The organism is Alloalcanivorax balearicus MACL04 (assembly GCF_025532145.1).
Lineage (GTDB): Bacteria > Pseudomonadota > Gammaproteobacteria > Pseudomonadales > Alcanivoracaceae > Alloalcanivorax > Alloalcanivorax balearicus.
In genome coordinates this window covers 101441-120187 of sequence record NZ_ARXS01000012.1, presented here as the reverse complement: position 1 = coordinate 120187, position 18747 = coordinate 101441, and the positions used below count along the sequence as shown (strand labels likewise).

Annotated in this window: 20 protein-coding genes, 1 tRNA gene and 1 pseudogene; 9 read left to right on the top strand and 13 right to left on the bottom strand. The window is 61.5% G+C overall.

The annotated features are described in order from the left end of the window. Nucleotides 1-164 (top strand): annotated as a pseudogene (locus tag MA04_RS12020) (Cd(II)/Pb(II)-responsive transcriptional regulator); the annotation flags it as partial. Nucleotides 165-426: 262 nt separating this feature from the next. On the opposite strand, the gene MA04_RS12015 reads toward MA04_RS12020, so the two are convergent. The 3 genes from MA04_RS12015 to MA04_RS12005 form a co-directional block, all read right to left on the bottom strand. Next, nucleotides 427-756 (bottom strand): copper-binding protein, encoded by a 330-nt coding sequence (locus MA04_RS12015; protein WP_262460671.1) that lies wholly within the window; start codon nucleotides 754-756, stop codon nucleotides 427-429. Between the two features lie 37 nt (nucleotides 757-793). Next, nucleotides 794-922, bottom strand: a complete 129-nt coding sequence (locus MA04_RS12010; RefSeq protein WP_262460669.1) for a hypothetical protein — start codon at nucleotides 920-922, stop codon at nucleotides 794-796. A 63-nt stretch (nucleotides 923-985) separates the two neighbouring features. Further along, nucleotides 986-1189 carry a hypothetical protein gene (locus MA04_RS12005; protein ID WP_262460667.1) on the bottom strand — a complete coding sequence of 68 codons (204 nt, stop codon included), beginning with the start codon at nucleotides 1187-1189 and terminating at the stop codon, nucleotides 986-988. Nucleotides 1190-1370: 181 nt separating this feature from the next. Here MA04_RS12005 and MA04_RS12000 point away from each other — a divergent pair, with 181 nt between their 5' ends. The 4 genes from MA04_RS12000 to MA04_RS11985 all read left to right on the top strand — a co-directional run bounded on the left by MA04_RS12000 (nucleotide 1371) and on the right by MA04_RS11985 (nucleotide 5533). Next, complete coding sequence (locus MA04_RS12000) at nucleotides 1371-2669, top strand: ATP-binding protein (RefSeq protein ID WP_262460665.1); 1299 nt, start codon at nucleotides 1371-1373, stop codon at nucleotides 2667-2669. Beyond that, entirely contained in the window at nucleotides 2635-3174 is a 540-nt protein-coding gene (locus MA04_RS11995) for a response regulator transcription factor (protein ID WP_262460663.1), read from the top strand. The genes MA04_RS12000 and MA04_RS11995 overlap by 35 nt, the downstream gene beginning before the upstream one ends. A 409-nt stretch (nucleotides 3175-3583) precedes the next feature. After that, the gene (locus MA04_RS11990) at nucleotides 3584-4465 is read left to right on the top strand and encodes an IS110 family transposase (protein ID WP_262460661.1); all 882 of its coding nucleotides are present in this window, start codon (nucleotides 3584-3586) and stop codon (nucleotides 4463-4465) included. A 252-nt stretch (nucleotides 4466-4717) separates the two neighbouring features. After that, the gene (locus tag MA04_RS11985; protein ID WP_262460658.1) at nucleotides 4718-5533 is read left to right on the top strand and encodes a DUF6694 family lipoprotein; all 816 of its coding nucleotides are present in this window, start codon (nucleotides 4718-4720) and stop codon (nucleotides 5531-5533) included. A gap of 6 nt (nucleotides 5534-5539) precedes the next feature. Here MA04_RS11985 and MA04_RS11980 read toward each other — a convergent pair whose 3' ends face one another. The 4 genes from MA04_RS11980 to MA04_RS11965 form a co-directional block, all read right to left on the bottom strand. After that, entirely contained in the window at nucleotides 5540-5848 is a 309-nt protein-coding gene (locus MA04_RS11980) for a DUF2149 domain-containing protein (RefSeq protein WP_262460657.1), read from the bottom strand. Further along, nucleotides 5848-6366 (bottom strand): MotA/TolQ/ExbB proton channel family protein, encoded by a 519-nt coding sequence (locus MA04_RS11975; RefSeq protein ID WP_262460656.1) that lies wholly within the window; start codon nucleotides 6364-6366, stop codon nucleotides 5848-5850. Before MA04_RS11975 ends, MA04_RS11980 begins: the two co-directional genes overlap by 1 nt. A gap of 62 nt (nucleotides 6367-6428) precedes the next feature. After that, a complete protein-coding gene (cobN, locus tag MA04_RS11970; protein ID WP_262460654.1) occupies nucleotides 6429-10325 on the bottom strand; it encodes a cobaltochelatase subunit CobN in 3897 nt (1298 codons plus the stop codon). Next, nucleotides 10325-12271 carry a TonB-dependent receptor domain-containing protein gene (locus MA04_RS11965; RefSeq protein ID WP_262460653.1) on the bottom strand — a complete coding sequence of 649 codons (1947 nt, stop codon included), beginning with the start codon at nucleotides 12269-12271 and terminating at the stop codon, nucleotides 10325-10327. The genes cobN and MA04_RS11965 overlap by 1 nt, the downstream gene beginning before the upstream one ends. A 180-nt stretch (nucleotides 12272-12451) precedes the next feature. Here MA04_RS11965 and MA04_RS11960 point away from each other — a divergent pair, with 180 nt between their 5' ends. The 4 genes from MA04_RS11960 to MA04_RS11945 all read left to right on the top strand — a co-directional run bounded on the left by MA04_RS11960 (nucleotide 12452) and on the right by MA04_RS11945 (nucleotide 14763). Beyond that, complete coding sequence (locus MA04_RS11960) at nucleotides 12452-12901, top strand: TraR/DksA family transcriptional regulator (protein ID WP_205475493.1); 450 nt, start codon at nucleotides 12452-12454, stop codon at nucleotides 12899-12901. Between the two features lie 228 nt (nucleotides 12902-13129). Continuing rightward, nucleotides 13130-13417: a type II toxin-antitoxin system HigB family toxin gene (locus MA04_RS11955; RefSeq protein ID WP_063140070.1), complete on the top strand. Its 288-nt coding sequence runs from the start codon at nucleotides 13130-13132 to the stop codon at nucleotides 13415-13417. A gap of 3 nt (nucleotides 13418-13420) precedes the next feature. Then, entirely contained in the window at nucleotides 13421-13828 is a 408-nt protein-coding gene (locus MA04_RS11950; protein WP_063140069.1) for a helix-turn-helix domain-containing protein, read from the top strand. 242 nt (nucleotides 13829-14070) lie between these two features. Further along, nucleotides 14071-14763 carry a hypothetical protein gene (locus tag MA04_RS11945; protein WP_163127881.1) on the top strand — a complete coding sequence of 231 codons (693 nt, stop codon included), beginning with the start codon at nucleotides 14071-14073 and terminating at the stop codon, nucleotides 14761-14763. Between the two features lie 98 nt (nucleotides 14764-14861). On the opposite strand, the gene MA04_RS11940 is transcribed toward MA04_RS11945, so the two are convergent. The 6 genes from MA04_RS11940 to MA04_RS11915 form a co-directional block, all read right to left on the bottom strand. Beyond that, a tRNA-Thr gene (locus MA04_RS11940) sits at nucleotides 14862-14937 on the bottom strand. 79 nt (nucleotides 14938-15016) lie between these two features. Then, nucleotides 15017-15436 (bottom strand): PaaI family thioesterase, encoded by a 420-nt coding sequence (locus tag MA04_RS11935; RefSeq protein WP_063140067.1) that lies wholly within the window; start codon nucleotides 15434-15436, stop codon nucleotides 15017-15019. Continuing rightward, nucleotides 15433-16695, bottom strand: coding sequence for an MFS transporter (locus MA04_RS11930; RefSeq protein WP_262460649.1), 1263 nt, complete (start codon nucleotides 16693-16695; stop codon nucleotides 15433-15435). Before MA04_RS11930 ends, MA04_RS11935 begins: the two co-directional genes overlap by 4 nt. Before the next feature lie 265 nt (nucleotides 16696-16960). Then, nucleotides 16961-17395, bottom strand: coding sequence for a peptide-methionine (R)-S-oxide reductase MsrB (msrB, locus tag MA04_RS11925; protein WP_233916858.1), 435 nt, complete (start codon nucleotides 17393-17395; stop codon nucleotides 16961-16963). Nucleotides 17396-17400: 5 nt separating this feature from the next. Beyond that, entirely contained in the window at nucleotides 17401-18033 is a 633-nt protein-coding gene (msrA, locus tag MA04_RS11920) for a peptide-methionine (S)-S-oxide reductase MsrA (protein WP_163127887.1), read from the bottom strand. Between the two features lie 61 nt (nucleotides 18034-18094). Next, the gene (locus tag MA04_RS11915) at nucleotides 18095-18745 is read right to left on the bottom strand and encodes a hypothetical protein (protein WP_262460646.1); all 651 of its coding nucleotides are present in this window, start codon (nucleotides 18743-18745) and stop codon (nucleotides 18095-18097) included. Nucleotides 18746-18747 lie beyond the last annotated feature (2 nt).

Sequence of the window (18747 nt, the reverse complement as noted above, 5' to 3'; positions counted from 1 at the left end):
CCTTGCTCGATGATCACATCTCTCATGTGCGGTCGCAGATAACCGCTCTGCAAGCGCTTGAGAAACAACTCGTTTCACTGAGAGCGAGTTGCAACGATGACCGGGAAGTTGAGGCGTGTGGGGTTCTTGCTGGAATTAGCGAAGGAAACATGCACCAGCAGTAGGTGAAGCATCAACCAGATAATCCGATGAGATGCCGGTCTGTCTCACTCTCATGCAAAGGTAAGATCAACCATTTAATCCGCTTACCCACAAAGACAAGGCGCCGACGATGAGCTTGGTCATGGTATTTCCTGTGGTGTGTTAACGGAGCGCCACCCCGGAAAGGTTACTTCCGAGAGCGTGGTGACTTTCTTCTATTCTGTCCGAGCTTTCCGTGCTCTGCCCTGCGACAGATTGTCGCAGGGCAGAGCCCAGGGAGCAGGGCTACTGGACTTCGGTAATGATGTAATTGCTCCCATCGTATGTGAATTCGAAATCGATGGTTTGTCCCTCCGACAGCTTATCCAGGAGCCTGGTGTTCTGTACTCCGAATGCCATTGTCATCGGGGGCCAGTTCAATGTGGTGACAGGACCATGGGCTAAAGTGAGCATGTTGGCGGTGCCGTCCACCTTTGCGATTTTCCCGGTTGCGTGGTGCGTCGCCGAGGTGCCCGTGTCAAAAGGTGACGCGGGTTCCCGTATATCTCCAGCATGAGCCACAGCGGCGAATGGCATCAGAGCCGCGATGAGGATAAAGAGGTTCAGACGTTTCATAGGATGTCTCCTTGGGATAGTGAAATGGAAAGTGACGTTATTCAGGACGCCGATTGCGGCGCATTAGGTAATAGGCGGCGGGAACCACCAGCATGGACAGAAGTGGTGCGCTGATCATGCCGCCATGTCCGATCCGATCACCTGCGTGCTCTGACCTGTCCGTCATTCCATGTTTCCTTTATCAGAACACCTGAGAACAGGGTTCCCGGCTCTGCCTTGAATATCCATGTCAGGGCTTCGATTGCTGGGGCGTTTGTTCCCCGGTACCGTCCATCATTGTGCTGCATTTGCTCATCATGCTGTGCATTTGCGACATCATGCTCATGGCGCCACCGGTTCCTGTGTCGCCGCTGGCGATCACCATGCCGCCTAGTGTCAGCCCGGAAGCCAGGACAGCGCCGATGAGAAAACTACGTACAGATAGACCTTTCATGATGACTCTCCAGTTGTGAATCCCATTGCGGATCACTCCGTCGGTGGACAAGCGTTTAATCCATTGCCGCCGACAGAATGTTATTCTGCATGAACGGATGTGCGCGGTCCTGCGACCTATTGTCGCAGGCAGGCCCGGGTCGATCAGGGCAGAATAAGGTGAATTGAGTTGAGATGATGATATGTCGGATAACGTGGAAACGGCCCATCTGAGCCGCTTGGTTCGGCTGCGGTATACCATGTTGATCGGGCAGGTGCTGGTGATCGCCAGCGTCTGGCTCGCGCTGGAGGTGCCGCTGCCGCTGGTACCCATGCTGGCCCTGATACTGGCGCTATTGATAGTGAATGTGTGGACTCAGCGCCGGCTGCGCGGGGGGACACGGGTGGCGCAGTGGGAAGTGGCGGCTCATATTCTGTTGGACATCGCCCAACTGACGATGCTGCTGTACCTTAGTGGCGGCCATACCAATCCGTTCATATTCATACTGTTGGTGCCGCTGGTGTTTGCCGCGGCAATGTTGACCGTGTGGCGCACTCTGATCCTGGCCATCGTGGCGCTGCTTTGTTATTCCCTGTTGCTGATTGATTATTCGCCGCTGCCCATGCTGGAGCATCTGGCGTGGTTGCCGCCTCCGTTATTGCACCGCACCGGCATGTGGCTGTGCTTCGTGGTCAGCGCCGGCATGATCATTTTTTTCGTGGTACGTACCCGGCAAACGCTGCGGCAGATGGATGCCGAACTGTCCCAGGCCCGCGAGCGAGCCATGGAAAACGAGCATCTGGCGGAAATCGGAGCGATCGCCGCCGGGACCGCCCACGAGTTGGGCACGCCTTTGGCAACCATCTCGATGCTCGCCCAGGAACTGGAAGGGGACCTGCAAGACCCGGAACTCAGGGCACGGCTGGTGTTGCTCCGGCAGCAGGTCAACCGCTGCCGGCACACCATCGATGATCTTTCCGATTCGATTCGCGAGTTGCGATCAGAGCGGGGCAATGAAGTGGGATTGAACGATTGGCTTGAAGGTCTGGCCCGCCGTTGGCGATCGGTGTCGCCGGATGTGACCCTGCAATTGAATGTCGGGCGGTATCCGGAAGGACTCACTGTCCGCTATGACCGGGCTTTGGATCATGCCCTGTCCACTGTGGTGGCCAATGCCTGCCGGGCCAGTGACCAGGTGACGATCATCGCCGCCGTCGAGACCGGACAACTGGTGATCGAAGTGTGTGACCAGGGGCCGGGCATTCCCGCTGCATTGGTGCCATATCTGGGGCGGGAGCCGCTCGGTGGCCGTGTCGGCGTGGAAGGTTCCGGCCTGGGAATCTACCTGGCCATGGGCATCGTCCATCGCCTGGGAGGCAGCCTGGTTTTCCACAATCGCGAAGACGTTGGCGCCATGGCCTGCTTCCGCTTGCCGATGGAACGTATTCGTAGGGAGCCGATAGAACATGAGTACGCCGAACTCGAAGCTTATCCTCATTGAGGACGATGACGCTTTCCGGACAACCGCTTCCCGGGTGCTGACACAACAGGGATTCGAGGTCCGCGATGCGGCCTCCGTGGAGGACGCCGAGGCGCAGTTGCTGTCTTTTCGTCCCCGCTACGCGGTTCTCGACTTGCGTCTGGGCGAGGCATCGGGGCTGGCTTTGATTCCCCGACTTCTGGCGGCGGATCCGGAATGCCGCATTGTGGTGCTGACCGGATACGCGAGTATTGCCACGGCGGTGTCGGCAATCAAGAGCGGGGCCATGGACTACCTGACCAAACCGGTGGATATCGAGGTTCTGGTGGCGGCGCTCCATGGCGAGGCGACGTCCCGGGAGGAGGCCCTGGAAGCGGACCCCATGTCGGTGCGTCGCGCCAGCTGGGAGCACATTCAGCGGGTCTTGAACGACGCCGAAGGTAATATTTCCGAAACCGCCCGCCGCCTGGGCATGCACCGCCGCAGTTTGCAACGCATGCTACAGAAGCGGCCGCCGAAGCGCTGATCCTCTACTAGCTCCGAAACCGCCCGCTTCGCATCCCCCACTGGCCACGAAGCCGCTGTAGGAGCTAGCCTTGCTGGCGAACCAGGCCTTCCAGCGTTGGGCTATTCGCTTGCAGGCAAGCTCCCACAGCGGCTTCGTAGCATATCCGTAGGAGCTAGCCTTGCTGGCGAACCAGGCCCTCCTTCGTTGGGCTATTCGCTTGCAGGGCAAGCTCCTTGTATCTCTCCGAGGGCATTGTTAAAGCTAGCTAATACGATGTCCTGGGCCGGGAGCAACCTGTCAGGCTCCTGAGGACGTTGATCCTGTGCTGTAGATCAGGCCCCGGCCCTTTTCTTCCAACCCTGAATGGTAACCGGGCTCTCCCGGAGCAACGGGATGAAGCCGTATAGACAAGGCGAGGAATGGGAAGATGGAGAATGTGGGTATTGACGTCAGTAAGGCGAAGCTGGATGTGCTGTGGCTGCGCGATCCCCAGCGCAACAAGATCAAAACTCGGGTGTTCCGCAATCACGCCCGGGAGATGCCAGCGCTGATCCGCTGGCTGCAGGAGAAAACCGGGGCGCCGCCGCAGGCGGTTCGTGTGGTTCTGGAATCGACCAGCGTGTATCACGAAACGGTCGCGTATGCCCTGCACGAGGCGGGCTTTGTGGTGATCGTGGCGAACCCGAAATGGGTCCACCACTTCGCTAAGTCCGAAGGGCAAACGCATAAGACGGACAAGCAGGATAGCGGTGTGCTGGCCCGGTATGGGCTGGAGAAAGGCGATCGCCTGTCCCGGTGGCAGCCGGAACCGGAGGAGATCCGGCATCTGCGAGGGCTTCTTGGGCGGCTCAGAGCCCTGGAGAAGGATCGGGACCGAGAGCAGCATCGCTTGGAAAAAGCCCTGGCGACCACGACCCCAGCGCGAGTGACGGCGTCGATCCGGGACATGATCACAGCGCTGGAGGCGGAGATCCGTCGGTTGAAGGACGACATCGATGATCACATCGATGGTCATCCGCACCTGAAGCGGGAGCGGGCGTTACTGGAGAGCATTCCGGCGATTGGTGAGGCGTCCTCGCGGGTGCTGTTGTGCAGCTACCACAGCCGAACGTTCGGTAGTGCCCGGCAATGGGCGGCGTTCGTGGGCCTGGTGCCCCGACACCGACAATCCGGCACCTCGGTGGACAAACCGTCCCGGATAGGTCGCGGTTCCGCGGGCTTGTTGCGGAAAACGCTGTATATGTCGGGCGTGACGGCGCAGACGTACACCCCGGAAGTGCGGGCCCTCAAGCAGCGTATGGCGGCGTAAGGCAAGGCGGGCTTGAGCATTGTCGTTGCGGCGATGCGGAAACTCCTGCATATCGCTTACGGCGTGCTCAAGCATCAGCAGGAATACAGACCACAAACGACTTAACGTCGTTGTGGCCTGTTAGGAGAGATGGTATCTACAGCCGCTCCGTTAGATCGGTAAGCAGGTCGCGATACTTGTCTTGTGCGCCCGGTATGGTTCGTGTTCACAAGGGGGTGCTATAGTCCGGCCTGCACTGATCACGGAGGTTCTATGAAAGGAATATCCCGATGCCGTGGCGCTTTGCTGGTGGCCGTCGCCACGGTGGCATTGACCGCTTGCTCCGAATCCACCATTGATGGCGGTTCCGAACAGACGTTGCAAACGTCCATCGCCCAGGTCCGCGATGGTTTGCCGCCGGAGCAGGCCGACCGCTTCGAGCAAGCGCTGCAAGTGATCGTCTCCGATAAAACGAATTTCGCTGCCTCCGTGGAAGGCGATCCCGATGATGTGCAAGAGATTTTGCGGCTCGCCCTGAATGGCAAGACCGCCAAGGCGGTGATCGCCCAGGCGGATCGCATTCAGCAGGCCCGGGAACAGGCCCGCAGGGACAAGGCGGAGGAAGAAATCAAAGCCCTGGAGGCGGAGAAAGCCAAAGCGGATCGGGAGCGGGCGGCCTTGTCCCGATTTCAGGTGGCCTCGGCCAATTTCTTCATGAAGGACCGCAAGATGTTCGGCAAGGAACCGGTCATTGAGCTGTCGGTGGTGAACGGTACCGATAAGCCGGTGTCCCGGGCGCACTTCCAGGGGCGTTTCATCAGCCCGGATCGCAGCGTGCCCTGGTTCGAGGACGATTTCAGCTACGAGATTCCCGGTGGTCTGGAGCCGGGAGAAAAAGCCACCTGGAGCCTGTCACCGAGCCGTTTTGGCCCCTGGGGCGATCCGGATGTCCCCGAAGACGCGCAGTTCAGTGTCACCGTGGTGGGACTGGATGGCGCGGAGGGCGAGCCGCTGTTCGATGATCATGCGTTCAGCGAAACAGCGGGGCAGCGTCTGGCGGAGCTGAAGGAACAGTATCGGGCGGAATAGTCCGGTTCATTCTTCCGGCACGTAGATCATGCGTCCGTCATCGAGCCGGTAGGTGACGCCGGCCCGTGATCCTTGGCCCTGGCCGACTTCGCCGTTGGATTCGTAGCGCGTCAGTTCCTGCCCGTCCTTGATGGTGATGCGCATGTCGGCCTCGCCCGGGTTTTCCACTACCACCACCTTGTCCTGCGAGAACGGATTCAGCGGGTTCTGCGCGATCACCACCATCAGCATGCCAATGATGACCAGGAAAAGGTCGATCAGATTGACCACCGAGAGCATCGGATCGTTGGCGTCCTCGTCGTCCAGAAAGCGCATCAGTGCCGCCCCTCCTGGTGGCGTTGCTGTTCCAGTTCGAGCAGGTCCTGCAGCAACCAGCGCCGGCGAACGGTGAGGATGAAAAAGCAGATGCTGGCCGCCAACAGAGCCAGGATCACGGCGGAAAACGCGGCCACCATGTTTTTGCCGACGGCGCCGGCGTCGTTATTCCCCAGTGCCAACAGCGCCGGGCCCATGGGGATCATGGTGGCGATCAGGCCGAGCATGGGCGCGGTGCGGGACACGATGCGCAGCCATTCCAAGCGCCTCATGATCCACAGTTCCAGATCGTCACTGGCCGGCTGTCGTTTCGCCTCGTCCGGGCCGATACCTTGCCGGGCGAAGGCAAACAGCGCGCTTGGATGATTCGCCCGCCGGCGCTGCCAGGCTTCCACGGCGAAGGCACCAAACATGACCAGCGCGTAGGCCAGGGCGGCGGCGATCAGCACCATGACGGGCGCCAGGAACAGGCGGGAAACGGCGTAGAGCAGGGATTCGATTTCGGAGAAAGCGGTCATGCAGGTCTCTGTTGGTCAGGGTTCTTGGGGCGAATTTTTCTGGGTCGATAGCGGGCGCCGGGTCAGCCCGGCGCATGGCGTTGGCTTAGCACTTGCCGCAGGCCGCCAGCGCCGATCAATAGCAACATCAGCAACAGCGCCCACCATTGGCGGTTATGGTCCTGCGCGGAGTTGGCCGCCACCGGCTCCAGAACCTGACCCTCCAGGGTTTGGGAGGGCGCATTGGCGGCTTCCCGGGGTTCCGGCATATCGGTGTCGGGCGCGGCGTCGTTGTCCGGTGCGGGGCCGGTGCTCAGCCCGAAGCCCCGCGCCATGTCGGCGATGAAGCGGCGGGTCACCTCGGCGCCGGTGTCCACTTCGAACTGTTCCGACAGGGTTTGCCAGCGTTGCGCCAATTGGCGGCGGGTTTGCTCGGAAGCGTCCCAGTAGCCCTTGCGGATGGCCTCGGCCATGCGTTCCAGGAGCTGTGCCTGAGCGGTGGGGTTATGCTGCTCGAACCATTCATTGGTACCCAGGTCGCGGGTATCAGTGACATAGGTGTCGAACAGCGACTGCCACTGGTCGTCGCGCACGGTGTCGGGATCCATGGCCTGCCAGCCGAACAGATTGTTGGTGGCGTTGAGGACCTCCAGGGTGCCGGCGTAACCTTCCTGCTGCATGGCGCCGATCCATTGCGGGTTGAGGTAACGCACGCGCAATTCGTTGGCGAGGAAGCGTTCCAGGCCGGTGGTGTTGACGGCGCCGCCGCGCAAGTCGGAGATCAATAACTGCGGCGCCTTGCCGTCCAGATGACGAATGGCCGACGACAAGCCGCCAAGAAATTCAAAGGGATGGTCGGTGGACAGCACGCCGTGCAGGTTTGACGAGCGTGACATGATCGCCGCCTCGGTGCCGTGCAGTTGCTCGGCCAGCAGGTTGGCCGTCCCGGGACTGTCCCCCCAGCTTTGGCCACCGTAAGCGTGGCGGCTGCTGGCGAGGAATTGCCGTGCCAGGACGTCGTCGTCTTCCCACTCGGTGGAACGCAGGGCCAGATCGGGCACACCGGTGCCGTACTCGCCGGGGGCATTGCCGAACAGCCGATGGCGCGCGGCGGCTTCCGCTTCGGCGTCCGGCAGGCCCTGTTGCCGCAAAGCGGCGGCGATGCGCCGGTTGTTGATGGCGATTGGATTGCCGGGTTCGTCCAGCTTGGCCAGCCGTGTCAGCGCGTCGTCGAGCAGCCGCATGAAGCTGTCGAATTGATCGCGATAAACGCCGGTGACCTGCACCACCACGTCGGTTCTGGGGCGCCCCAGTTCCGCGGCGGGAATGATCTCCAGCTCGGTGACCCGGCCGGCGCTGTCCCAGACCGGCCGCAGGCCCAGCGCGTGCAGGATTTGTGCTTCGGTCACGCCGAGATGACGAATCGCCTCCGAAGCCCACAGGCTGAACGCCAGCTTGCGCGGCCAGGCGCCGTCATGCTCGGCGCGGAAGGCCTGCACCAGTTGTGTATAGGCGGTGCCGGCGGCGTCGTAGGCGGCCCGGGCCGGGATCTTGTCGGCTTCGAAGGCGTACAGATTACGGCCGCTGGCCACGTCCGGATTGCGGATCGGATCACCACCGGAGCCGGGCCGCACGAAGCGGCCCTCCAGCCCGGCCAGCAGCGCTTCATTCTCTTGGGTATTGATCAAGTGCTGATTCAGTTGCCGCGCTCGACCGGCAAAGTCCGCGAGGTCATCGGGCGTATCCTGCGAGGCTTCGGGGTCGAGGAAACGACGCACCGTTTGATAGGGGAGAGTGGTGCTCAAGTCATCCTGGTCGACGGCGAACAGTTCTTCATGGTCCGTTCCCAGGGCGGTGTAGAACGGCTCGCCGAGCTGTTGCATGACAGTGCTGATGCGATGTTCGTCCTTGGCGGGTTCGCCAAAGGTATGCAACCCCAGCGGCATGGCGGCGCGCGCCAGCTCGTGCAGATGATCGTGCAGCTGTTGCAGGAAAGTGGCGAAGTCCTGCTCGGTCTGTTGCGCCGTCCAGCCCAGATCTTCATGCAAGTGCGCGTCGATGGTGGCTTCACGGATACGCGCGCTGACTTGCTCACGCACCATGCCGGGATCCAGTTGCTGATATTCATGAATCAGATGGTGCAGGTCACGTAGCTGGTCGTACAGCCCGGCCGGCGCGAACGGCGGTGTCTGATGGCTGATGGTGACGGCGCGGCCACGGCGCTTGGCCTGGATGGCTTCGCCGACGTTGTCCTGAATGTAGGGATAAAACACCGGCAGATCGCCCACCGCCAGCCAGGGGTAATCGCTGGCGGCGAGACCTCGGTCCTTGCCGGGCAGCCATTCCTGGGTGCCGTGGGTGCCCAGATGGATCAGCGCGTTGGCCTGGTATTGTCGTTGCAAATACAGATAGGCGGCCATATAGAGAGGATCGGGGATGCTGTCGGTGTCATGGTAATGTGCCGATGGATCTCCGGTGCGCGGTATTTGCGGCATCACCAGCAGCCGTCCGAGCCGCCAGCGTGGAATGACAAAATAGAGCTTGCCGTTCACCTCCCGCACAGCGTCATGGCGTTCGGGTTCACCGCCGCGCTTCAGTTCGGCTCGACGTGATGACGGCAACCGCGCCAGCCACTGCTGGTATTCGTCCACGGGGAACAGCGCGGCCATGTCCTCGGCCAGCAACTCGTCCAGCGATACCGTGCCGTACAGAGCGCCGAGCATGCGCTGGCCGGCGGCGATCACCTGCTGCTCGGTCACTGGTTCACCCACCGAGTATCCCGCCTCGGTCAGGGCAGTCTGAATGGACACAATACTGCGTGGAAGGTTGAGGTTCGATGCGCCCAGGTTCTTCTCGCCAGCCGGGTAATTCCAGTACATCAGCGCCAGTTTCTTGTCCGCCGCCGGTGTATGGCGCAGTGCCACCAGACTGCGCAGTTTGCCGATCAGCGCATCGGTTTGTGCCGGCAACAGATCGTCCACGCCGCCGGTGATGGCGGAAAGCACGGTGGGGTCGCTGATGCCCCAGCCTTCGGGGGTAGCCAGAAACACGGCGGTAGTACGTGGAGCCACACCGCTTTTGGCGTCGGGCCAGTCGCCGGCTTCCCCGTCACGGAACCGCAATGTCTGGATCACCGGAATGTCCAGTGCGAGGAAATCCCGGCGGCGCGCCTTACCGTCACGCAGGTGAGTGAGGTTGACCAGGACATCCACCCGCCCGTTGCCGAGGGCGTCGCTCAGCCCTTCCGAACCGGCGGCGTCGAACCAGAATACGATTGGCAGCAGACCGGCGGCTTCGCTGCGGGCGATCAGGGTATCCACTTCGCGGGTGAGCAGGTCGGAGACCACGCCCCGGTGAATCAGGAACGCCACCCGGCCTTCGGGCCGGCTCTGCCGCTGTGTGTCATGCCAGCCAAGATAGTCGTCAATGTGCTCGAAAACACGGGGCGCGCGCGGGTGGTAGAAGCCGTTGCCGGGCAAGGCTTCGGGGGCCTCGAGCAGATGCGCCGGGGCGGGGGCGCCGCCTTGCAACGCTTTGGCCAGAGCAAAGAAACGACGGAAATTGTGCTCGCCTCCGGCGGCGTACAAGGCGCTCAGGACGCCGCCGTGGCGGGGCTGTAACTGTTCCCAGCCGGGCCGGCCGCCACCGATGATCAAGCGGGGGCGTTCGCTGTACTCCGGAATGACGTCCAGCTTTTGCGTCACCATCACGCGATCATTCGGGCGCGGTACGTCCAGGACGATCAGCGCGGCGGAGCTTGCCGCTTGCCGCACTGTGGCCGCTGTGCTGGTCTCCACGTTCAGGTGCCGCAGCGCCATGCCTTCCTGTTTGGCGAAGGTTCGCAGCTGCTGAAATTTTTCCGCCGACACGAAATCGTTGTGAAAGACCTGTATCAATGGCTCGGCGGCGGCCGCTCCTGACAGGCCGATCAGCAGACAGGTCAGGAGCAACCGGAAATAGTGCAGGGGCTGTGCGCTCATCAGAATGTGGCCGTCAGGCCGACAAAATAGCGCCGTCCTTCGTCGGCACGGTCGTAGAGATCAGGGTCGTCATTGGCCAGGCGCTCGTCGGTAAGGTTTTCGACACCGGCGTGCAGGCTGATCCCGGGGCTGAAGGCGTAGTCCACATAGCTGTACAGCAAGGTGTGATCCGGCCGGTCGCGCTCGGTGTCGGAACGATACTGGGAACCGACGTACTCGGCGCGGACACGGGTGCTGATCCGGTCGGTGGTCCGCCAGATCAGTGTGGTGTTGGCGCGGTGCCGGGAACGGTCGGCCGGGCGTTCGTCGTTGGTCCGGTCGCGGGCATCCAGATAGGTGTAGTTGGCTTCCAGCCGCCAGCGTTCGAGCAGATCCACCGCGGCGGTCAGCTCCAGTCCGCGCAGGCGCGCCTTGGCAATGTTGTCGTATTCCAGACAGACGTAACCGGGTTCGAAGCAAGTCGGCTGGCGCACGGTTTCGATCAGGTTGCGCACGTCGTTGTGGAACAGGGTGGCACCGGCGGACCAGCGGTCCTGAGTGAGCGTGGCACCCAGTTCAAAGGAACGGTTGGTCTCCGGCTCCAGGTTCGGGTTGCCCCGGATGATACCGCGCCCGCCCATGGCCGCCCGGGATTCGAATTCCGGTGACAGCTGTTTCAGGGTTGGCGCCTTGAAGCCGTGACCGGCACCGGCCTTGAAGGTCAACTGGTCAGTGGGGTGGAACAGCAGATAGGCGCGTGGGCTGGTTTCCCAGCCGAAGTCCTGGTGATGGTCGAAGCGGCTGCCGAGTACCAGCTCCCATTTTTCGCCGAGAAAGATTTCGTCCTGGGCGAAGGCGGCGTAGTGGGTCAGGTCGTCCTTGCCCTTGCTGTTGATATTGGGGTCTTCCAGTTCCTCGCGCCGCACCTCGCTGCCGATGGTGAGCTTGTGCGAGCCCCCGGCGATCCAGCCCACACGGCCGTCAAGCACGGTGTCGGTGAACCGGTTGGGGCCGGTGGTATCCGCGCCGTCACCGCGGTAAGTCTCGCGATCCAGGGTGCTTCGATAGAGCCGGACCTGACTGTTGCCCCAGCCCCAATCGCCCCGGTGGGAGAGAGAATAACGGCGGCGCTGCACTTCATTGTCGGATTGGTAGGGGCCGGCGCGAACGCCTTCCAGATCCTCGTTGCCGGCGTCCACGGAGAGGTCGATGCGTTGATAGGGATCCGGGGTCCAGGTCAAACCCACATGGCCAGTGGTGGCGCGCTGTTCGTCCAGGGCGGTGAGTTCGGGGTCGGCGGCGTCGAGCAGGGCGTCGCGACGGCGGTATTCACCCCAGACGTTTACTCCCAGGGTTCCTGGCACCAACGGACCTCCGGCGTAGAAACCGCCTTTATAGTGGTTCCCGTCCAGGCTGTGATCGCTGATCAGGGCCTGGCTGCTGAACGATCCCCGCCACTGATCGGTGGCGGAACGGGAAAGGATATTGACCACGCCACCCAGCGCTTCCGAACCGTACAGCGACGACATCGGCCCGCGAACCACTTCCACCCGTTCGATGGCGTCCACCGGCATCCAGCCCAGCTCGAAATCCGAGTGAGCAATGGCGGAAGCGGAATTGTTGATGCGTTGGCCGTCGATCAGTACCAGGGTGTGTTCGGAACTCATGCCCCGGATCGAGATGCCGCGTCTGCCGAGGCCAACGCTCTCCACGTCGATACCGACCGCATCCCGGACCGCGTCGGAAAGATCGTGCACGGGCCGTTGGCGCAGATCATCGCCGTCGATCACCGACACGCTGGCGGGGGTATCCGCTTCGTTCCGCTCCGAGGCCGTGGCGGTAACCACAATGGCTGGCAGGGTGGCGGGCTGGCGGCGCTGCTGGGTTTCCTCGCCGAGGGCCAGGGCCGGGCTGGCGGTGACAGCGGACGAGAGCGACACAAGGGATACCAGTGAACGTCGAAACATCTGAGCCTCACGAAGGGCGCCAGCGGCGCCGAAAATGGATAACAAGCGGCAAGGGCTCTGTTCCTCCCCCGAGGAAAGAGCGCGCTGGACCGGTTCCAAGGGTGGTTCCGGATCCGAGTTTAATTTATGTTATATCATAACATTCAGTAAACCAACCGCCCTTTCCAACAGGAGCACACCATGCCTGACCACACCGCCCCGGCCGAACAGGCCCGGGCGCTGACCGAAGCAGCGCTGCGGCGGATGCCCAAACGTGACTACATGAACCGGCGGCAACAGATGTTCTTCCGGCAATGTTTGCTGGCGATGAGAAAGGAGATTGAAGCGGACCTGGCGACTTACCGTCTGGCGCTGCAGTCCGATGAGCGCCAACCGGACGACTTTGATCTTGCCAGTGCGGAGGAAGACCGGCGCTATCTGTTGAGGACCATTGAGCGCAACATCGGACTGCTGAAAAAAGTGGACGGCGCTTTGCGCCGGCTGACTACCGGCGATTATGGCTACTGTCTGGAAAGCGGTGAGCCGATCGGCATCGAGCGGCTGTTGGCCAGGCCGACGGCGGAGTATTCCATCGACGTGAAAGCACGCCAGGAAAGCCGCGAACGGCATTATGTCCACCACCGGTCGTGATCGGGGCGAATTCCTCTTGATTCGGACTCCCGCTTTGTAATCGCGAACACATGTGGGGCGCGACGATTTCCTACAGACATCCCTTGCTCGTTTGCTAGCCTGACCCCAATTACTCCAGTTAGAGAACTCTGATGTTCCAATGCTCCATGGATGGAGAGTTCAGTGGCTGAGCATCTTGCCAAATATAGCGGTTTGCTATAATGTGGTTTCGTAGCTTCAAGGAAGATCATGCACATCATCACACAGAAGCGAATCTGGGAGGCCAAGGAGAAATGGCCGCGGGCAGCCACGGCGCTGGATATATGGTACCGACTGATGAAGGCCAGCGAGCCCAAGGACTTCGCGGCGATGAAGAGCATCTTCCCAGCGACCGACAAAGTGGGGCGTCATCATGTGTTCGACATCGGCGGCAACAAGATCCGTTTGATCGCCGTCGTTCACTACCGCTTCAAACGGGTCTACATTCGCGCCATTCTCGATCACCGCGAGTATGACAAGGGTCAATGGAAGGAGTGATCCATGACTGCCATTCTTGATCAAGCCGCCATGCATTGGGCCCACATTGCTCCGTTGCTTGACGAGCCGGAGAGCGAGGCGGATTACGATGCCAAGGTCGAAGCTCTGGATGAACTGCTTGACGCCATTGGGGACGATGAACAGCACTCCCTGGCGAGCCTGGCGGCGCGCCTGGGTGATGTCATCAAGGCCTACGATGAAACACACCGCCCAATGTCTGATGTCGCGGGCATTGATGTGCTGCGTTACCTCATGCGGGAGCACGGGGTAAACCAGAGCCAGTTGCCGGAAATCGGGGCTCAGTCCGTGGTTTCTTCCATCCTGTCCGGCAGACGAACGCTCAACTGGCGCCAGATTTGTGCCCTTTCCGAACGATTTGGCGTTCCCACCGATGCTTTCAAGGACCGATAGCGCTTGCTACCCGGAAGAAAGGCAATCTGAGGGGAAACTGAACGCGAAAGTGGCATTTGATGTGAAAAAAGCGTGTAAAAACGTAAACGGGGCTTTAAAGGGAACGTAAAGACTGCCCGAGATGCACTACACTACCGTTCACGATAAAGGAGGCTTCATTCGCTGGGACGCGGTTGAATCGTCAGTCTGTCGCCTGCCCTGGTGTGATCCAGGCGGGTGATGTAACGAGGACCATCACGTCAATGATTGAGTATTTTGCCCCAGACGAACACCCGCGCGGTTTCGTCGGGTTCCTGGTGACGGCCCGTATCGACGGTCATACCAGAAAAGCGACGTTTTCCACCCGGACAGCGTCATCCCAGGATAAATCCAACCTATGGATCCAATACCAGTGGTTAAGCGCCGTGGGAATGGACCTGGAATGGAAAATCGAGAAACGGGAACGGCACTATCAGCGATTCGTGACCAGCGATCACCCCGACACACGGCCGGGGCGCGGCCTGGGGGTTCATGGGCTCACCGCCGCCTTTTATGCGTCCGGAGACGACTGGATTCCGGCCTTCTCCGTGGAGCGTAACCCGGATGTGCTGGGGCGTCCGCAAGCGGATCGGCGCTTCACTTTCGAGCACGCTCCGTACTCCATGGTCTGGCGGGACGCGGTGATGTTCTGGGCCGAGGAACACGCCATTGAGGATATCGACCGGGAGCGTTTACTGACGCGGACTCCGGAGCCGGCGCTCTTTTCGGCGTTGCGGCGGCGGATGAACGATGAAGGGAACGACGTCCCCACGGAAGCACTATCCTCGGTATACCGCGAGCAACGCGACGCGCTGGCGGCCACAAGAGCACCGGCACAGGTTTTGGAAGCGGCGCTCATGGATGATCTGAGCGACTGGCAACGCCGTCACAAAAAGCACGGTGAGAGTGCCGCCTGACACGGATCATCATCGGCGTCCAGGCCGCACCGCAGCTATTCGAATCAAGGGAATCGGGATTGAAGCGGACTGCGAGGGGGGCGGATAGTGCCGGAAGATGGTGCCGGAAAGAGGAATCGAACCTCCGACCTACTGATTACGAATCAGTTGCTCTACCGACTGAGCTATTCCGGCATGGACCTGTAACGGCGCGGTAGTTTAGCAGGAATGGAGGTGGAGGCAAGGGGAGGCCGACAAGGCTTCCCCGGGTGGTTCATGGTTTCGGGTACAACACCATCTGCGTGCAGCGGAACAGCGCGATGACCTTACCGCTGTCCTGGTGACGCACTTCCGCGTCCCACAATTGCGTGGTGCGGCCCAGGTGGACCGCTTTGGCTTCGCAGGTCACCACACCTTCGCGGGCGGTACCGATGAAGTTGCTTTTCAGTTCCACGGTGGTGAAGCTGACGGCGCCTTCCGGCAGCGAGGTCTGGCAGCCAAAACCACAGGCGGAGTCGGCCAGGGCGATCACCGAGGCGGCATGCAGATAGCCGTTGGGTGCCAGGTGATGGCGGGCCACGGTGAAGTGTCCGCGTATCAGGCCGGGCTCGGCGGTGTCCCATTCCAGTCCCATGTAGCCGGGCAGGAAGCCGGCCTGGCGTTCGGTGATCTGGTCGTTCTGGTTGTTGCTCATGTTTCTTTTTCCAAAGCAGGTGTTGAACAGGATGGTACGGATCGCACTTTCGGGATCCGGGTCATAATCGCGGCGGCAAGGATGTTGGTGGCGATACTGGCAAGGATGGGCACCGTGTAGCTGTGGCTCAGGTCGAAGATGTAGCCGGCGGCGGTGGGGCCGATCAGAGTGCCCAGAGCGACGCTGGTGTAGAGCACGCCGATGATACTGCTGATGTGGCGGCCGCCGAAATAATCCATGGCCAGAGCCGGTATTAGAGCCACGAAGCCGCCATAGAACACACCAAACACGAAGCCGAATAACGACAGTCCCCAGAAGTCCCGGGAAAACAGCCAGATCAGGAGGGACAGCGCCATGCCCATGAACATGGCCATCAGGGTGACCTGACGGCCCCATTTGTCCGCCAGGCTGCCCAACAGGAAACGGCCGGCGGTGCTGCCGACGCCGACCGCGCCGAGCAGCAGGGCGGCGGATGCGGAATCGATGCCATGATCGCGGGCATACGGCACCAGATGCACGAACGGAACGAACAAGCCGAAGGAAGCAACCAGTCCCGCGGCGTACAGCAATATGAACCGCTTCGAGCGGATCGCCTCGCCGACCTGCATGCCGTCGGAGACGGTGCCCGGCGGCGGAGCCGGGTCGCCATCGGGATAGAGTCCGTGGTCACGCGGGTCGTTCCGGATCAGCAGCGACAGGACCAGCCCGAGGACCAGAGTGACGGCGCCGATCAGCAGGTAACTCTGACGCCAACCCAGGGACTCGATCAGCAGCGCGGCGATGGGTGGCATGAACAGGGTGCCGACGCCGATACCACTCACCGCCAGTCCGGAAGCGAAGCCCCGGCGCCGGGAGAACCAGCGCTGTACCGCGCCCACCGCCGGCACATAGGAAAAACCGACACCAAGTCCGACGCCGAGCCCATAGGCCAGATACACCTCTATCAGGTTGCGGGCCAGACCGGCCAGCATCAAGCCGACGCCGGTGAACAACATGCCGATAATCGCCATGGTTCGCGAGCCCCAGCGGTCGGCAAGGGGGCCGCTGATGATGCCCAGAGCGAAATAGAGAAAACCGGCCAGGGAAAAGACCAGGGACACGGAGCCGCGCGAGGCCTCGAAATCGGTTTGCAGCGCGTCGACGAAGGCACTGAAGGTATAGGCACTGCCGAAGCCGAGGAAGGTAACGGCGAAAGCACCTCCGACCACATACCAGCCGGGAAAAAGGCGGGAAGGCGGCGTTGGAGTTGGCGTGGGCACAACGGACTCCTTTGTTATTGGACTGCAGGCCGGCTGATCAGGCCGTGTTCCATATTGGGGCAGCGTCCGTTCCGAGACAAACGGGATTTTCTAAGGCTGGGGGCATAGTAAAACTAAACATGGAAGATCGCGGTCCGTCGCTACGAAGCCGCTGTGGGAGCTTGCCTGCAAGCGAAGGGTACTTTGCACTTCGACAGATTCGCTTGCAGCGGCCCGCCGCCCGGACAAAGCTCCCACAGCGGCTTCGTAGCCCGGTGTTAGCGAATTATACCTCGGTGACTTTGAACACCAACGACGCCGAGTTGAGGCAGTGCCGCTCGCCGGTGGGCGGCGGACCGTCCGGGAACACATGTCCCAGATGACCATCGCAGCGGGCGCAGCGGATCTCGGTGCGGATCATACCGTGACTGTGGTCGTCCAGGCGGCGAATATGGGTGTCGTCCACCGGTTGATAAAAACTCGGCCAGCCGGTGCCGGATTCGAATTTGGTGGCGGAGTGGAACAGCGGCAGGTCACACAGCTTGCAGTGGTAGACGCCATCTTCCTTATTGTCCAGCAGCCCGCCGCAGAACGGCGGTTCGGTGCCCTGATTGAGCAGGATGCGTTGCTCTTCCGGGGTGAGAGCGGCGGCTCGTTGCTGTTTTTCCTGGTCGGTCAGCGGTGTCAGATCGTGGCCGCTGGGGGACAAATGCTCACTCATGATGTTCAGTCAGCCTCCGGGGTTTTGAGGGTGTCGGGAAAGGCCGTTCGCAGTTTTTCCACTTTCGGGTGCGCCACGTGGGTGATGTACGGCTGGGTAGGGTGACGCCGTGCGAAGTCCTGGTGGTAATCCTCCGCCGGATGGAAAGTGTCCAGCGGCTCCAGGGTGGTGACAATGGGCGCGATGAAGGCGCCGGCCTGGTTGAGTTGGTGAATATAAGCGGCGGCGGCCTGCCGCTCCGGTTCGCTTTGATAAAAGATGGCGGAGCGGTATTGCGGGCCGCGGTCGTTGCCTTGCCGGTCCTTTTGCGTGGGGTCGTGGGCCACGGCGAAGAACAGTTTGAGCAATTCGCCGTAACGGATCACGGCCGGGTCGTAGCGGATCTCGATGGCTTCGGCGTGGCCGGTGCGGCCGGTGCAAACCGCTTCGTAGTTGGCGTGTTCGGCGTCGCCACCGGCGTAGCCGGAGATGACCGAATTAACCCCTTCCAACTGCAAAAACACCGCCTCCGTACACCAGAAACAGCCGCCGGCGAGGATCGCGCGACCCGGGTCCTGATCCCGTGGCAGAGCCTCGGCGGGGTCAGGGAAGCGTTCCGGGTGCAGGGCCAGACTGGTTCCGGGAATGACTGCGCTCATTGCGGGGACTCCTCGTTTGCATCTTCTCGTTCGCATCTTCGTGGCGGATCGGCTCCAACGCCTATTTGGGGATCAGGCCGCGATCCGTCAATACCTGATGCAGGGCGCGGCACTGACTGCGCGCGATGGCCTTACGGTTATTGGCTTCATGGGTGCGCGCCACGCCGGTCCACAGAGGGCGGCCGCTTTTGTCGAAAAACTCCGCTTCATAACTTTGTTGCGCGTCCGGTTCCTTGGGCTTTTCCAGTTTGCCGCCGATACCAATCTGCCAGGTGGGTTCCTGTCGCATATCGCTGTTCATTGGATTGAGGTCCCGGGACTCGGTCATGCGGGGCGGCGACAGCAGCAGGGCGGTCAGGTCGACGATCAGGGCACGGTCGTAGGGCTGATCGCGCAGCCAGCGCAGCAACGCCTGTTTGCCGCCATCTTCATACCACACTGGCCGTACCTGATGGGCCAGATGCACGGACAGCGCATTGCTTTGGAAAAGGGGCTGACACACCTCTTCCCAGACGCGGCGGGTGGCCGGCTCCGGGCTTTGTGCCACCAGCAGCAGGGAACGCGCCGGCGCGCTGCCTTCGTCATTGCTGTGGCGGGTGGTGATTTCGGTGGTGCTGGCGCAACCGGCCAGTATCAGCACGGCGGTGGGCGCGGCGATCCAGCGCCGGGCCTGGAAGAGAAAACGTGACAATCGGGACCGAGGGAAACTCACCG

Coding starts and splice junctions, on each gene's coding strand:
- MA04_RS11985 (WP_262460658.1), top strand. CDS start 4,718: ATGAAAGGAATATCCCGATGCCGTGGCGCTTTGCTGGTGGCCGTCGCC.
- cobN (WP_262460654.1), bottom strand. CDS start 10,325: ATGAGCGCACAGCCCCTGCACTATTTCCGGTTGCTCCTGACCTGTCTG.
- MA04_RS11960 (WP_205475493.1), top strand. CDS start 12,452: ATGCCTGACCACACCGCCCCGGCCGAACAGGCCCGGGCGCTGACCGAA.
- MA04_RS11995 (WP_262460663.1), top strand. CDS start 2,635: ATGAGTACGCCGAACTCGAAGCTTATCCTCATTGAGGACGATGACGCT.
- MA04_RS11980 (WP_262460657.1), bottom strand. CDS start 5,848: ATGCGCTTTCTGGACGACGAGGACGCCAACGATCCGATGCTCTCGGTG.
- MA04_RS12000 (WP_262460665.1), top strand. CDS start 1,371: ATGTCGGATAACGTGGAAACGGCCCATCTGAGCCGCTTGGTTCGGCTG.
- MA04_RS12015 (WP_262460671.1), bottom strand. CDS start 756: ATGAAACGTCTGAACCTCTTTATCCTCATCGCGGCTCTGATGCCATTC.
- MA04_RS11935 (WP_063140067.1), bottom strand. CDS start 15,436: ATGAGCAACAACCAGAACGACCAGATCACCGAACGCCAGGCCGGCTTC.
- MA04_RS11990 (WP_262460661.1), top strand. CDS start 3,584: ATGGAGAATGTGGGTATTGACGTCAGTAAGGCGAAGCTGGATGTGCTG.
- MA04_RS11950 (WP_063140069.1), top strand. CDS start 13,421: ATGACTGCCATTCTTGATCAAGCCGCCATGCATTGGGCCCACATTGCT.
- MA04_RS12005 (WP_262460667.1), bottom strand. CDS start 1,189: ATGAAAGGTCTATCTGTACGTAGTTTTCTCATCGGCGCTGTCCTGGCT.
- MA04_RS12010 (WP_262460669.1), bottom strand. CDS start 922: ATGACGGACAGGTCAGAGCACGCAGGTGATCGGATCGGACATGGCGGC.
- MA04_RS11975 (WP_262460656.1), bottom strand. CDS start 6,366: ATGACCGCTTTCTCCGAAATCGAATCCCTGCTCTACGCCGTTTCCCGC.
- MA04_RS11965 (WP_262460653.1), bottom strand. CDS start 12,271: ATGTTTCGACGTTCACTGGTATCCCTTGTGTCGCTCTCGTCCGCTGTC.
- MA04_RS11955 (WP_063140070.1), top strand. CDS start 13,130: ATGCACATCATCACACAGAAGCGAATCTGGGAGGCCAAGGAGAAATGG.
- msrB (WP_233916858.1), bottom strand. CDS start 17,395: ATGAGTGAGCATTTGTCCCCCAGCGGCCACGATCTGACACCGCTGACC.
- msrA (WP_163127887.1), bottom strand. CDS start 18,033: ATGAGCGCAGTCATTCCCGGAACCAGTCTGGCCCTGCACCCGGAACGC.
- MA04_RS11945 (WP_163127881.1), top strand. CDS start 14,071: ATGATTGAGTATTTTGCCCCAGACGAACACCCGCGCGGTTTCGTCGGG.